The organism is Pseudomonas sp. 18175 (genome assembly GCF_050432925.1).
In the GTDB taxonomy this organism is placed as follows: domain Bacteria; phylum Pseudomonadota; class Gammaproteobacteria; order Pseudomonadales; family Pseudomonadaceae; genus Aquipseudomonas.
Genome location: NZ_JBKFTO010000011.1, coordinates 219,068 through 233,410 on the forward strand (window position 1 = coordinate 219,068; position 14,343 = coordinate 233,410).

13 protein-coding genes are annotated in these 14,343 nt (G+C 60.5%); 9 read left to right on the forward strand and 4 right to left on the reverse strand.

The genetic code is table 11. The features are described from left to right. Positions 1–12: 12 nt before the first annotated feature. Genes ACLD1Y_RS17200 through ACLD1Y_RS17215 form a run of 4 tightly spaced genes read left to right on the forward strand, consistent with a single transcriptional unit; the run spans position 13 to position 4,036 of the window. Positions 13–1,326: an MFS transporter gene (locus tag ACLD1Y_RS17200; protein WP_135308591.1), complete on the forward strand. Its 1,314-nt coding sequence runs from the start codon at positions 13–15 to the stop codon at positions 1,324–1,326. Positions 1,327–1,380: 54 nt separating this feature from the next. Continuing rightward, positions 1,381–2,136: a class II aldolase/adducin family protein gene (locus tag ACLD1Y_RS17205; protein ID WP_429479089.1), complete on the forward strand. Its 756-nt coding sequence runs from the start codon at positions 1,381–1,383 to the stop codon at positions 2,134–2,136. Continuing rightward, positions 2,133–3,080 (forward strand): 2-hydroxyacid dehydrogenase, encoded by a 948-nt coding sequence (locus ACLD1Y_RS17210; RefSeq protein ID WP_429479090.1) that lies wholly within the window; start codon positions 2,133–2,135, stop codon positions 3,078–3,080. Before ACLD1Y_RS17205 ends, ACLD1Y_RS17210 begins: the two co-directional genes overlap by 4 nt. 32 nt (positions 3,081–3,112) lie before the next feature. After that, positions 3,113–4,036 carry a LysR family transcriptional regulator gene (locus ACLD1Y_RS17215; protein WP_429479091.1) on the forward strand — a complete coding sequence of 308 codons (924 nt, stop codon included), beginning with the start codon at positions 3,113–3,115 and terminating at the stop codon, positions 4,034–4,036. Between the two features lie 44 nt (positions 4,037–4,080). Here the strand turns inward: ACLD1Y_RS17215 and ACLD1Y_RS17220 are convergent, their stop codons facing one another. Both ACLD1Y_RS17220 and ACLD1Y_RS17225 read right to left on the reverse strand, forming a co-directional pair. Continuing rightward, a complete protein-coding gene (locus ACLD1Y_RS17220; RefSeq protein WP_429479092.1) occupies positions 4,081–4,533 on the reverse strand; it encodes a hypothetical protein in 453 nt (150 codons plus the stop codon). Continuing rightward, positions 4,511–4,894 carry a polymorphic toxin type 44 domain-containing protein gene (locus ACLD1Y_RS17225; RefSeq protein ID WP_429479093.1) on the reverse strand — a complete coding sequence of 128 codons (384 nt, stop codon included), beginning with the start codon at positions 4,892–4,894 and terminating at the stop codon, positions 4,511–4,513. Before ACLD1Y_RS17225 ends, ACLD1Y_RS17220 begins: the two co-directional genes overlap by 23 nt. Before the next feature lie 431 nt (positions 4,895–5,325). On the opposite strand from ACLD1Y_RS17225, the gene ACLD1Y_RS17230 reads away from it, so the two are divergent. After that, on the forward strand, positions 5,326–5,580 hold the full coding sequence (locus ACLD1Y_RS17230; RefSeq protein ID WP_429479094.1) for a DUF6124 family protein: 255 nt from the start codon (positions 5,326–5,328) through the stop codon (positions 5,578–5,580). 208 nt (positions 5,581–5,788) lie between these two features. Continuing rightward, the gene (locus tag ACLD1Y_RS17235) at positions 5,789–6,247 is read left to right on the forward strand and encodes an REP-associated tyrosine transposase (RefSeq protein WP_429479095.1); all 459 of its coding nucleotides are present in this window, start codon (positions 5,789–5,791) and stop codon (positions 6,245–6,247) included. A gap of 57 nt (positions 6,248–6,304) precedes the next feature. On the opposite strand, the gene ACLD1Y_RS17240 is transcribed toward ACLD1Y_RS17235, so the two are convergent. Both ACLD1Y_RS17240 and ACLD1Y_RS17245 read right to left on the reverse strand, forming a co-directional pair. Further along, positions 6,305–7,588 carry a Zn-dependent hydrolase gene (locus ACLD1Y_RS17240; protein ID WP_429479096.1) on the reverse strand — a complete coding sequence of 428 codons (1,284 nt, stop codon included), beginning with the start codon at positions 7,586–7,588 and terminating at the stop codon, positions 6,305–6,307. 200 nt (positions 7,589–7,788) lie between these two features. Continuing rightward, positions 7,789–9,330 carry an NCS1 family nucleobase:cation symporter-1 gene (locus ACLD1Y_RS17245; protein ID WP_429479097.1) on the reverse strand — a complete coding sequence of 514 codons (1,542 nt, stop codon included), beginning with the start codon at positions 9,328–9,330 and terminating at the stop codon, positions 7,789–7,791. Positions 9,331–9,922: 592 nt separating this feature from the next. Here ACLD1Y_RS17245 and hydA point away from each other — a divergent pair. The 3 genes from hydA to preA all read left to right on the forward strand — a co-directional run bounded on the left by hydA (position 9,923) and on the right by preA (position 14,156). Next, positions 9,923–11,362, forward strand: a complete 1,440-nt coding sequence (hydA, locus tag ACLD1Y_RS17250; RefSeq protein ID WP_429479098.1) for a dihydropyrimidinase — start codon at positions 9,923–9,925, stop codon at positions 11,360–11,362. 152 nt (positions 11,363–11,514) lie between these two features. Continuing rightward, complete coding sequence (locus tag ACLD1Y_RS17255; protein WP_429479099.1) at positions 11,515–12,882, forward strand: NAD(P)-dependent oxidoreductase; 1,368 nt, start codon at positions 11,515–11,517, stop codon at positions 12,880–12,882. Further along, on the forward strand, positions 12,882–14,156 hold the full coding sequence (gene preA, locus ACLD1Y_RS17260) for an NAD-dependent dihydropyrimidine dehydrogenase subunit PreA (protein ID WP_429479100.1): 1,275 nt from the start codon (positions 12,882–12,884) through the stop codon (positions 14,154–14,156). The genes ACLD1Y_RS17255 and preA overlap by 1 nt, the downstream gene beginning before the upstream one ends. Positions 14,157–14,343 lie beyond the last annotated feature (187 nt).

Genomic DNA, 14,343 nt, shown 5'->3' on the forward strand with positions numbered 1-14,343 from the left:
TCGGAACCGACCATGACTTCTGAAACGATTGCGCTGCAAACACCGGCCGCCACGCCGCACTTGCGCGTGGGCGAGATCCGCAAGATTGTCTTCGCAGCCTACCTGGGCAATGCGCTGGAGTGGTACGACTTTTTCCTGTTCGGCACCGTCGCCGCCATCGTGTTCGCGCCGTTGTTCTTCCCCGGGGATGTGCCGGCGATCTCCTTGATCGGCGCGTTCCTGAGCTTCGGCGCAGGCTTTTTGGCCAGGCCGCTGGGCGCCGTGGTCTTCGGCCATATCGGCGACCGTTACGGGCGGCGTGTCTCGCTGGTTGCCACGGTGATGATGATGGGCCTGGCGACCACCGCCATCGGCCTGTTGCCCACCTATGCCACGGCGGGTATCGCCGCGCCGATCATGTTGACCCTGCTGCGTGCCATGCAAGGCATCGCCGCCGGCGGCGAATGGGGCGGCGCGACCTTGATGGCGATTGAATACGCGCCGCCGCGTGAGCGCGGGTTCTATGCCTCGGTGGTGCAACTGGGCTCGCCGACCGGCACCCTGCTGTCCTCTGGCAGCGTCGCGCTGGTGGCTTCGCTGCCGGGCAATGCGTTTCTTGAGTGGGCCTGGCGCTTGCCGTTCCTGGTCTCGATCGTGTTGGTCGCAGTGGCGCTGTGGCTGCGCTGGCACGTCGAGGAAACGCCGGCGTTCAAGCAATTGGCGCAGCAGGACAAGACCAAGAAACTGCCCGTGCTGGAGCTGTTCAAAAAAGCCCCCGGACGCCTGCTGATCGGCATCGCGGCGTACCTGCAATGCAACGCCGGCTTCTTCATCATGACCGCCTTTATGATCAGCTACGTGACCAAGACCCTGGGCCTGCCCAGCACGGTCATCCTCAAGGCACTGAGCATCGGCGCGGTGGCGCAGATGGTGGTGCTGCTGTTGTCTGGCCGCTTGGCCGACCGCATCGGCGCGATCAACACCGTGGTGCTGGGCTATGTGGTCACGCTGGTGCTGGTGTTCCCGATATTCTGGTTGGTGGACACACGCAATCCGCAGTGGATCACCCTGGGCATGGTCTGCGCCCTGGGGCTGGCGACCATTCCTTATGCGCCCATCGGCAACCTGCTGTCGCGGCTGTTTCCGGCGCATCTGCAATACAGCGGGCTGGGGCTTTCGGCCAACCTCTCGGCGGTGATCGCAGGGTTTATGCCGGCGCTGGCCACGCAAACCCTGGTGTTCTCCGATAACCAGTCCTGGGGGCCGGCGAGCCTGTTGGCGTTGATCGTGAGCATCTCGCTGATCGGCGCGCTGCTGGCCGGTTACGTGACCCGCCCACAACGCTGACTACGCGGCGCGGTCCTGCGGGATCGCGCCCTCCCCTCTATAGGAATCCTCCCGATGAATCACCTGGAACAACGGCTGCGCGAAGACCTCGCCGCGTGTTATCGACTGGTCGCTCACTACCGCATGAGCGATCTGATCTTTACCCATCTTTCGGTGCGCATCCCCGGCCCCGAGCATCACTTCCTGATCAATCCCTACGGCCTGCTGTTTGAGGAAATCACCGCCTCCAACCTGGTCAAGATCGATATGCAGGGCCAGCCGGTCGACGCCCACTCGCAGCGGGTCAACCCGGCAGGTTTCGTGATTCACAGCGCCATTCACGCCGCCCGCGAAGACGCCCAGTGCGTGTTGCACACCCACACCCGCGCCGGCTGCGCAGTGGCCTGCCAGCCGGAAGGGCTGTTGCCGCTCAATCAATTCGCCCTGACCTTCCACAAGCGCATCGGCTATCACACCTATGAAGGCGTCGCCCTCGACCTGGATGAGCAAGCGCGACTGGTGGCAGACTTGGCCGACAATGACGTGATGATCCTGCGCAACCACGGCCTGCTGACCGTTGGCCGCAGCGTTGCCGAAGCGTTCATTCGCCTGTTCTATCTGGAAAAAGCCTGTGAAGTTCAACTTGCGGCCCAGGCCGGTGGTGCGCTGATCCTGCCCGAGCGTGCCGTGTGCGAGCGCACCCGCGCCCAGCTCAACGAGCCGAATCGGCAGCGCAGCACGCGAGAGCTTGATAACCCGGATGGCATTGAACTGGCCTGGCGCGCCTTGTTGCGTCAACTCGACCGCATCGCCCCGGATTATCGCCAGTGAGCCGGCCATTGACCGTGGCCTTGCTGAGCGCCAGTGACGACATGAGCGCCATGGCCGAATCCTGGCGCGTATGCTATCCCGCCCACGACGTACGCCTGGCGCAGGCACTGGGTAATCCCGCCGAGATCGACGTGGCGGTGTGCTGGTTTCCGCCACCCGGCGTGCTGGCCAGCCTGCCGCACCTGCGCTTGATTCAATCGGTTGGCGCGGGGATCGAGCACCTACTGCACGACCCACTGCTGCCACGCCATCTGCCAGCCTTTCGCATCATCGACCCGCAAATGGCCGAGGGCATGGCGGCCTACGTCAGCTGGGCGGTGATCAGCGCACAACGCGGCATGTCGCGCTATACCGAAGCGCAACGCGCAGGCCTTTGGGCGACGGCCGAGGTTGAGCCGCCTCGGCAGCATCGGGTGGGCATTCTCGGCTTGGGAGAATTGGGGCTCACCTGCGCCCGTACGCTCAGCGCCTTGGGCTACCGCGTGGCCGGTTGGAGTCGCAGCGCCAAGCCAGGGCTACCGGCGACGGTCGAGGGCTTTGTCGGCGCGGCACAACTGCCGGCATTCCTCCGTCGTTGCGACAGCCTGGTGTGTTTGCTCCCGCTCACTGCGCAGACTCACGGTATTCTCGATGCCGCGCTGTTTGCCCAATTGCCGGTTGGCGCACACTTGATCAACGTCGGGCGTGGAGACCATTTGGTGGAGGTGGACCTGCTGGCAGCGCTGTCCAGCGGTCAACTGGGGTTGGCAACGCTGGATACGTTCAGCGTCGAACCCTTGCCTGCCGGGCATGCGTTTTGGGGGCATCCGCAGGTGCGGATCACCCCGCATATCGCCACACGCACGCCGGTCGACGTGATTGCCGCGCAACTGCTGGAGAATTTGCAGGAGCTGCCCAGCGACACACCTTTCCCCCGCCAAGTGGACTGGGCCCGTGGCTACTGACGCCGAATAAACGCCTGAGGTATTGTGCGCCCATGAACCTACGCCGAATCGAATGCTTCCTCGCCATTGTCGACGCCGGCACCGTGACGGCGGCGGCGGCCGCGTTGCACGTGGCCCAACCGGCCCTGAGCCGGCAGGTGCAGACACTGGAATCCGAACTGGGCCTGCAGTTGTTCACCCACCAACGCAACCGCCTGCAACTCACCCCCGCCGGCCATGAACTGGTGGGCCTGGCGCGGCACCTGCTCGACACGGCGCGCTCGGTGAAATCCGCCGCCCATAGCTGGTCGGCCGGTTGCGTGCGCAAACTCAAATTGGCAGCCACCCCCGCCACCATCGCCGGGCTGATCGCGCCGTTTATCACCACCCTCGACGCCGACGACCCGTTGATCCTCACCCAGGAAGCACGCCCGGTCCAGCTGCACGAAATGCTCCATTCCGGCACCGACATGGTGATCTCGCCCACCCATATGAGCGAAGACTTTGCCCATATGCGCCTGGGCGCCGTGCCGCTGCGCGCGTATGTCAGCCACGACCACCCGTGGGCCCTGGCGCGCAAGACCGTCGTCACCCTCGAAGAATTGGTGCGCCAACCCCTGCTACTGCACAGCAACCAAAGCATCGCCCGCCAGGAACTGGACATGGCCATGTCCCACGCCGGGTTGGCCTACGGCAGAATCGAAGAATGCGACCAGGCCATGACCATCCAGGCCCTGGCCGCCAATGGCCGAGGCGTCGGCGTAGTCACCGACCCACCGGGCTACCCCGGTTGGCACGCGAAGGTCTGCGTCGACGGGAATACCAGTGAGTTTCTCGGGATTACCCTGCACGCGGCCTGGAACCACCAGCACTACAGCACCCAGACGCTGGGCTGCCTGGCGGCGCGGTTGCGGGATTTTATGTTGGCCAGTCATGCGTTGTTGGAGCAGCGGTTGATGGAAGCGGACACCCGGTAACAGTGGTGCGTCAGTCGCTGGGCCATAAGCCGTTAGCATTAGTTTTACTCCTCCGGCCGACTATTAAGAAAAACACTCACGGCGGTGTAATCACTGCCATTAGCGTGTCGGTACAGCGTATTGCTGTGATACTCAGAAACATCACCCGTGACAGCGACGGTAATACCTTGCTCACTCACGTCCACCTTTGCAGATGGATCGCGGGTAACCAGAAACGGATTGGCATTTTCCAGCGCAGCTAAAATTTCATTGTCAGCGTCTATGTTCCGATAAACGTAATACCGATAACTGAATGGAACCGTAGCGCCACCCCGGTCATCCTTGATGCCATAAATTGAAGCGCCACTGCTGATCGGAACCCGAAGTACCACCTCACTCAACTGCGCATGCCCCGGCGAAAGCAGCCAAGTGCCGCCGATGTAGGCTAGGCACAAGGTCAACAGGATTGTTGTGACTATTGAATAAAGTGATTTTTTAGTAGTGTCTGAACCTGGCATATTTCATTCCTTCCTTGATCCAATACTGGTCGACCGGATCATCCCCAAAGGGAGCCTTCCCCCACCAATGTCCAAACTCGGGTTCATCCGAACCAGCCCTGCTTTGTGCAAATCCGGCAGCGCGCAACAACACTTCTTCACTGAAGCCAGCAGCGATCCCTACTGCGCCGTAGTGGAAGTTGCCGAAGGCTTCATATTCTTTGGATATCTGCTTGTAGTCCCAAGGACCACGATTGCGGACCTGAGTATAAAACCAAGAGTACATAAACGCTGAGCCGGGTTTCAGTGCATTCTTTTTGTGAAAGGCAATGGCCATATTCGTGTTAAGCGACACACCGGGTGGTGGCGTTGGGTTTGCCATTGGATGCCTCCTTTGCATTAGGTTTTCCCGGCGGAACCTAGCATTGGAAATGCAGTTTTTTGGGTGAAGTAATAATTAAAAGAAAGTTCGCACAACGGCGTAGGACGCAATCTGTACGACTGCCATCAGAGCACGTCTTTTCCTACAACTCTTTGGGGTTGCTGGTCGGAATTGCGGTCACTAGTCTTTGCCGGTCGCTGCCAATTCAGCGACCGGACGTGAGAAATCCGGATTTATCCCCTAGGCGCACAAGCGCCCACCCTATACAGTGCAGGCGCTTTTCTGTGCCTGCTGTAATGGTGGCTGTGCGCGGGCACGCTTCGGCGCGACCAAGCAACTAGGGGTTTGGTTTTCTCATCCCGCGTGCAGCCGCCACCCAATGTCCGTGAGAAAGACCGGGTGATGGCTCCAATTTCCCTAGGAGCTACATCATGATCAAAGACAGTCCTAACACTCCTTCAGACTCAAACCTGCTCTTCACCCTTCGCTCCAACCTCGATACCGAAACCCTGCTGGTCAATGCCTCCCAAGATCTGGAATCCATCAATGCCATTGCGGCGCACCTGGCCTTTGAGGTCGAGGGGTCGCAGCGCGGTGTGGTGCTGGGGATTTGTCGAATGCTGGAGGGGGTGCAACTGATGGTGGATCGAGTGATGGATGAATGCCCTGAGGTTAGGGTTCAATAGCTGCGGCGCCCGTTCATGCCTCATCGGGAGCAAGCCCCCTCCCACATGGGTTCTGCGCAAGACACAGATTGTATAAACACCGCAGATCCAATGTGGTAGGGGGCTTGCTCCCGATGGCGGCCGGCCAGACACATCCTGCTAAAAGCCTACCCATCATCTTTTTGCACGCCAATCTAGCCTCTCAACACACACCTGAGAGGGCCACGGAATGGCAGATCTACCCGCGTCACGCCGCCTGCGTATCGGGCGTTTCAGCGAACCCAACCGCATCTACCTCATCACCACCAACACTCACGAACGCACGCCAATCTTTAGCAACTTTTACCTCGCTCGGCTGGTGGTTTGGCAGTTTCGCGTGGCTCAGTACCAAGGGCTCGCGAATTCGCTGGCGTGGGTGATCATGCCTGACCACTTTCATTGGATTATCGAGTTGAAAAAGGGCTCGTTGGCGGATTTGATGTGTCAGGTGAAATCCAAGAGTACACGGACCGTGAATGGCGCGAGCGGGCGTAAGGGACGGCTTTGGCAGGAAAGTTTCCATGACCGGGCGCTGCGCAAGGAGGATGATTTGGTGAAGATGGCCAGGTATGTAGTGGCTAATCCATTGAGGGCAGGTCTGGTGAAGCGAATTGGCGACTACCCGCTATGGGATGCCATCTGGATCTAACTGCCAACACAGTTCAAATGTGGGAGCAAGCCCCCTCCCACAGTTTTGAACTGCATTTCAGGCGGCGAGTTTGCCGTTGGCGATGGCGGCTGACGCGGCAACCATTGCCCTCAACAACACCGCACACCCCGCCGCCAAATCATCCGGCGCGGCATTTTCGATTTCGTTGTGGCTGATGCCCCCCTCACACGGCACAAAGATCATCCCCGCCGGGCCAAGCTCCGCGACGAAGATCGCGTCGTGCCCTGCCCCGCTGACGATGTCCATGTTCGACAGGCCCAAACCGTTTGCCGCATCACGCACGGCATCCACGCAGCCTTTGTCGAAGTACAGCGGTGGGAAGTCCGCCGTCGGCTCCATCTCAAAGCTTAATCCATGCTTGGCGCAGGTCTCATCGATCACTTTACGTACCTGGGCGATCATCGAGTCCAACCGTGCCGGTTCCAGGTGACGGAAATCCAGGGTCATGCGCACTTCGCCGGGGATAACGTTGCGCGACCCCGGATAGGCTTGCAGGCATCCCACCGTGCCGCAGGCATGGGGTTGATGGCCCAGCGCCGCCGCGTTTACCGCCGCTACCACCGCTGCTGCGCCCACCAGGGCGTCCTTGCGCAGGTGCATCGGCGTAGGCCCCGCATGGGCTTCGACGCCGCGCAGCTTCAGGTCGAACCACTTCTGGCCGAGTGCGCCGAGCACCACGCCGATGGTTTTTTTCTCGTCCTCCAGAATCGGGCCTTGTTCGATATGGGCTTCGAAATACGCGCCAACCTTGTGCCCGCTTTCCGCACGGGTTCCGGCATAGCCGATGGCGTTTAACGCTTCACCGACCGACACGCCATCGGCATCCACCTTGGCCAAGGTGTCCGCCAAGCTGAATTTGTTGGCAAACACCCCCGAACCCATCATGCACGGCGGGAAGCGCGAGCCTTCTTCGTTGGTCCACACCACCACTTCCAACGGTGCTTCGGTTTCCACGTTCAGGTCGTTGAGGGTGCGCAGCACCTCCACCCCGGCCAGCACGCCAAAGCAGCCGTCGAACTTGCCGCCGGTGGGTTGGGTGTCGATATGGCTGCCGGTCATCACCGGCGGCAAGTTGGGGTTACGGCCGGGGCGACGGGCGAAGATGTTGCCGATGCCGTCGACGGTGACGGTGCAGCCGGCCGCTTCGCACCACTGCACAAACAGGTCGCGGGCCTTGCGGTCCAGATCGGTGAGGGCCAGGCGACATACGCCGCCCTTCGGCGTGGCGCCGAGTTGGGCCAAGTCCATCAGGGACTGCCACAAACGGTCGCGGTTGATGTGCTGATGGGTGGATTGCAGAACGTCGAGCGCAGCGTTCATGGGGGATCTCCTCAGGCTGTATTTCTTATGATTCAACTGGCGGAACCGGGTCCAAATGTGGGAGCGGGCTTGCTCGCGAAAGCGGTGTGTCAGTCACCAAGATTATTGCCTGGAAGTCCGCCTTCGCGAGCAAGCCCGCTCCCACATTTGGATTGCATTTCAACTTTTAACCGCGACCGGGCTGATGCCACGCTTGGCATTCAGGCCGTAATACAACAACCCACCCAACGCCGAACCGGTAAACCAGCCATAGCTGTAGAACCAACTGAACGCGTCNCCGGGCTGATGCCACGCTTGGCATTCAGGCCGTAATACAACAACCCACCCAACGCCGAACCGGTAAACCAGCCATAGCTGTAGAACCAACTGAACGCGTCACTGCCCAGCGACAACAACGTCAGCACCACCGGCACGCCAAACGCGATAAACCCACTCCAGTTCCACGCCGGGTACACGTCGTCGCGGTACAGTCCGGCCAAGTCCAGTTGCTGTTTGCGGGTGATGAAGTAGTCCACCACCATGATCCCGGCAATCGGCCCCAGCAGGCTTGAGTAGCCCAGCAACCAGTTGGAATACACCGTCTCCAGGCTCACATCGGAAACGATTAGCCCAAGTTTTTTCAGCAGCTCATGGCCCATCAACGCCAACCCCACCAACCCGGTGAGGATCACGGCGGTGGTGCGGTTGATCAGCTTCGGCGCGATGTTCTGGAAGTCGTTGGTGGGCGACACAATGTTCGCCGCCGTGTTGGTGGACAAGGTGGCGATGATGATCAGCAGCATCGCAATGGCCACCCACACCGGGCTCTGGATATGCCCGATCAGCGTCACCGGGTCGGACACGCTCACACCCACCAGTTTTACCGAGGCAGCGGTCATGATTACGCCGAGGGCAGCGAACAGGAACATGGTCAGCGGCAGGCCGAAAATCTGCCCCAATATCTGGTCCTTCTGGCTTTTGGCGTAACGACTAAAGTCAGGAATGTTCAGGGACAACGTGGCCCAGAACCCCACCATCGCCGTCAGGCCAGCCATGAAGTAACCGGTGAGGCTCGCGCCTTCGGGACGCTTGGGCGGGATCGCCATCAATTCGCTGATGGACACATTGGGCATCGCCCACACCAGCAGGCCTATGCCCACCGCCACCAGCAGCGGCGCCGACAGGGTTTCCAGGCGCTTGATCGATTCGGCGCCGCGCAGCACCACCCACAGGTTCAAGCACCAGAACACCATAAAGCCAATCACTTCACCGGTGCCGCCCAGGGATTTCCACCCCTCGAAAATCGAGCCCAGGAACAGGTGGATCGCCAACCCGCCAAACATGGTCTGGATCCCAAACCAGCCGCACGCCACCAGCGCCCGAATCAAACAGGGCACGTTGGAACCGAGGATTCCGAACGACGAACGCAGCAATACCGGAAACGGAATGCCGTACTTGGTACCGGGAAACGCGTTAAGGGTCAGCGGGATCAACACCACGATATTGGCCAGCAGGATGGCCATCAGCGCCTCCCCCACCGACAACCCGAAGTACGCGGTCAGCACCCCGCCCAACGTGTAGGTGGGCACGCAGATCGACATGCCGACCCACAGCGCGGTGATGTGCCACTTGTTCCAGGTTCGTTCGTGCACCTTGGTCGGTGCCATGTCGTGGTTGTAGCGCGGGCTGTCGAGGACGTCGGGGCCGGCGTCGAGTTCGTACAGGCCGTTGCGTTCTATGACTTGCGATCTGTTCTGTTGCATGGCCGCTCCACGGTTTTTTTCGAATTATTGTTGCTCATCCAACACGTTGCGCTGGATGGCCGGAGTACCTCGTAAACAACATGACATCACGGGCCCGGCCAGCCGCCACTGCACTCAATAATCGTGCCGACAACCGCCCTTGAACCCGCACCGCTTATATAACTGGCTGATGTTATTCAGCTTTCCGATTCATCCTTCGGTACTGCTCACACGGCTCAGGCTAAACCGGGTGGAAGTTGCCCGAACTGTCAGGACTCAATCTGGTGCAACACAATTATTTTTATTTACCGGCCCCGTCAAGAGGCACGTCTCAAACGTCTGATTTGCAATAAGAAATGTTGCTCAATTCGAGAACCTGTCAAGTGCGTCAAAATGGTGAGAGCCCGCTACATTTTGGTGAATTAGGATTTTTATCTTTATAAATCAAGTAATTAAACACGATATAAGCTTATAAAAAATCTTCTTGCCCAATCGAAAAACTCGGGCTAGTTTCTATTCCTGTCACCGATGACAGGAATTAACCGATCATCGGTAAGCAGCATTACAACACTTAGAACTGGCACAAGCCGGTCAAGCCTGTGAGGAACTCGACATGTCGCTGTTGATCCGTGGCGCCACCGTTATTACCCATGATGAAAGTTACCGCGCCGATGTTTTATGCGCAGGCGGTCTAATTCGGGCTATTGGTACGAATCTGGATATTCCCGCCGGCACTGAAATACTCGACGGCAGCGGTCAATACTTGATGCCCGGCGGCATCGACCCCCATACCCATATGCAATTGCCCTTCATGGGCACCGTGGCCAGCGAAGACTTTTTCAGTGGCACGGCGGCGGGTCTGGCGGGGGGCACCACCTCGATCATCGACTTTGTGATCCCCAACCCGCAGCAATCCTTGCTCGAAGCCTTTCACCAGTGGCGCGGCTGGGCGGAAAAATCCGCATCCGACTACGGTTTCCATGTGGCGATCACCTGGTGGAGCGAACAGGTGCGCGAGGAAATGGCCGAACTGGTCAGCCACCACGGCATCAACAGCTTCAAGCATTTCATGGCTTACAAGAATGCGATCATGGCCGCCGACGACACCCTGGTGGCCAGCTTCGAGCGCTGCCTGGAACTGGGCGCGGTGCCCACCGTGCATGCAGAAAACGGCGAATTGGTGTACCACCTGCAACGCAAGCTGATGGCCCAGGGCATCACCGGGCCGGAAGCGCATCCGCTGTCGCGGCCGTCCCAGGTGGAAGGCGAAGCCGCCAGCCGCGCGATCCGTATCGCCGAAACCATCGGCACGCCGCTGTACCTGGTGCACGTCTCGACCAAAGAAGCCCTCGACGAAATCACCTATGCCCGCAGCAAGGGCCAGCCGGTGTATGGCGAAGTCCTCGCCGGCCACCTGCTGCTGGACGACAGCGTTTACCAACACCCCGACTGGCAAACCGCCGCCGGCTACGTGATGAGCCCGCCGTTTCGCCCGCGCGGGCATCAAGAGGCTCTGTGGCACGGCCTGCAATCGGGCAACCTGCACACCACCGCCACCGACCACTGCTGCTTCTGCGCCGAGCAAAAAGCCGCGGGCCGTGATGATTTCAGCAAGATCCCCAACGGCACCGCCGGTATCGAAGACCGCATGGCCGTGTTGTGGGACGAAGGGGTCAACAGCGGGCGCCTGTCGATGCAGGAATTTGTCGCGCTGACCTCCACCAACACCGCGAAGATCTTCAACCTCTACCCCCGCAAAGGCGCGATCCGCGTCGGCGCCGATGCCGACCTGGTGCTGTGGGACCCCGAGGGTACGCGGACCATTTCCGCCAAGACCCACCACCAGCAAGTCGACTTCAACATCTTCGAAGGCAAGACCGTACGCGGCGTGCCGAGCCACACCATCAGCCAGGGCAAGTTGGTCTGGGCCGATGGCGACCTGCGCGCTGAACGCGGGGCGGGGCGGTACGTGGAGCGGCCGGCGTATCCGCCGGTGTTTGAGCAGTTGAGCAAGCGGGCTGAGCGTTCCAAGCCAGTGGCTGTGAACCGCTGAAGCCGCCTTCGGGAGCAAGCCCCCTCCCACATTTCGATTTGTGAACACATTCCAAATGTGGGAGCGGGCTTGCTCGCGAAGAGGCCAGTACAAGCAACACAAAAACCAATGCCCATCAGAGGCAGCACCTCAATAACCGTGAGGCCAAACCCGTGATCCAGACCCTGACCCACCTCCCCCATCCCCACGAGGATGGAACAACCCTTGCCAGCCACTTCACCGACCTGGCACCGCCCCTCAACGCCCGCCAGGCCCAACTGGAAGCCTCACGCTGTCTGTATTGCTACGACGCGCCATGCGTGAACGCGTGCCCCAGCGAGATCGACATCCCATCGTTCATCCGCAATATCCACACCGACAACGTGCAAGGCGCCGCGCAAAAAATCCTCTCGGCCAATATCCTCGGCGGCAGTTGTGCACGAGTGTGCCCGACCGAAATCCTGTGCCAGCAAGCCTGCGTGCGCAACAACGCCGAAGAATGCGCGCCGGTGCTGATCGGCCTGTTGCAGCGCTATGCGGTGGACAACGCTCACTTCAGCGAACACCCCTTCCAGCGGGCCGCCGCCACCGGCAAACGCATCGCCGTGGTCGGTGCCGGGCCTGCCGGTTTGGCCTGCGCCCATCGCAGTGCGTTGCACGGCCATGACGTGGTGATTTTCGAAGCCCGGGAAAAAGCCGGCGGCCTGAATGAATACGGGATTGCCAAGTACAAACTGGTGGATGATTTTGCCCAGAAGGAACTGGATTTCCTCCTGCAAATCGGCGGCATCGAGATCCGCCACGGCCAGCGCCTGGGGGACAACCTCACCCTGAGCGAGCTGCACCAACAGTTCGACGCAGTGTTCCTCGGCCTTGGCCTCGCCGCCAGCAAACAACTGGGCCTGCCCCATGAGGACGCCCCCGGCCTGCTCGCCGCCACCGACTACATCCGCGAACTGCGCCAGGCCGACGACCTCACTCAGCTACCGCTGGCCGACCGCTGCATCGTGCTCGGCGCCGGTAACACCGCTATCGACATGGCGGTGCAAATGGCCCGCCTGGGTGCCCGGGATGTGAACCTTGTGTACCGTCGCGGCCTGGCGGACATGGGCGCCACCCACCATGAACAAGACATCGCCAAGGCCAACCAGGTGCGTCTGCTCACATGGGCCCAGCCCGAAGCAGTGCTGCTGGATGACCAAGGCCATGTACGCGGCATGCGCTTCCTGCGCACGCACATGGAGAACGGCCGCCTGCACCCCACCGGCGAAACCTTCGAACTGGCCGCCGATGCGATCTTCAAAGCCATCGGCCAAGGCTTCGACAGCGAGGCGCTGCATGATCCGTTGGCGCAACAACTGCACCGCGTCGGCGAGCGGATCTTTGTCGATGAGCACCTGCGCACCAGCATCCCCGGCGTATATGCCGGCGGCGACTGCGTCAGCCTCGGCCAGGACCTCACCGTACAGGCGGTGCAACACGGCAAGCTGGCCGCCGAAGCCATGCACACCCAACTCATGCTGAATGTGGAGGCTGCGTAATGGCCGATCTCTCGATTGTATTTGCCGGTATCAAAGCCCCCAACCCCTTCTGGCTGGCCTCTGCGCCGCCCACCGACAAGGCCTATAACGTGGTGCGCGCCTTTGAAGCAGGCTGGGGCGGCGTGGTGTGGAAAACTCTCGGTGAAGACCCAGCGGCGGTCAACGTGTCGTCACGCTACTCGGCCCACTACGGCGCCAACCGCGAAGTGCTGGGCATCAACAACATCGAGCTGATCACCGACCGTTCCCTGGAGATCAACCTGCAGGAAATCACCCAGGTCAAAAAGGACTGGCCGGACCGTGCGCTGATCGTGTCGCTGATGGTGCCTTGCGTGGAGGAGTCCTGGAAAAACATCCTGCCCCTGGTAGAAGCCACCGGTTGCGACGGCATCGAGCTGAACTTCGGCTGCCCCCACGGCATGCCCGAGCGCGGCATGGGCGCGGCGGTGGGCCAGGTGCCGGAGTACGTGGAACAGGTGACGCGTTGGTGCAAGACGTACTGCTCGTTGCCGGTGATCGTCAAGCTCACGCCGAATATCACCGACATCCGCGTGGCAGCGCGCGCGGCGTATCGCGGCGGCGCGGACGCGGTGTCGCTGATCAACACCATCAACTCCATCACCAGCGTGGACCTGGAACGCATGGTCGCCCTACCCGTGGTGGGCACCCAAAGCACCCACGGCGGTTACTGCGGCTCGGCGGTCAAGCCGATTGCGCTGAACATGGTGGCCGAGATTGCCCGTGACCCGCAGACCCAAGGCCTGCCGATCTGCGGCATCGGCGGTATCGGCAACTGGCGTGATGCGGCCGAGTTCGTCGCCCTGGGCTGCGGCGCGGTGCAGGTATGCACGGCGGCGATGTTGCATGGGTTTCGCATTGTGGAAGAGATGAAGGACGGGCTGTCACGGTGGATGGACAGCCAAGGCTACAAAAGCTTGCAGGAGTTTTCCGGGCGCGCGGTGGGCAATACCACGGACTGGAAGTACCTGGATATCAACTATCAGGTCATCGCCAAGATCGATCAGGAAGCCTGCATTGGTTGTGGACGTTGCCATATTGCGTGTGAGGATACGTCCCACCAGGCGATTGCGAGTTTGAAACAGGCAGATGGCACGCACAAATACGAGGTGATCGATGATGAGTGCGTGGGCTGTAACCTGTGCCAGATCACCTGCCCGGTGGCGGACTGTATCGAGATGGTGCCGATGGATACGGGCAAGCCGTTTTTGAATTGGACGCAGGATCCCAGGAATCCCTATCGGGAAGCTGTGTAGGCCTTTAGGCCGCTATCGGGGGCAAGCCCCCTCCCACAGTTGACCGTATTCCTTCAGAAAAAATGCGGTCCAATGTGGGAGGGGGCTTGAACTGGCCTAATGAATTTGGACACATCAATAGGGCGCTATGATGGCGCCCAAACCCGAGGTGTGCAGATGATGCGAAAGTCCTATTCCAGCGAGTTCA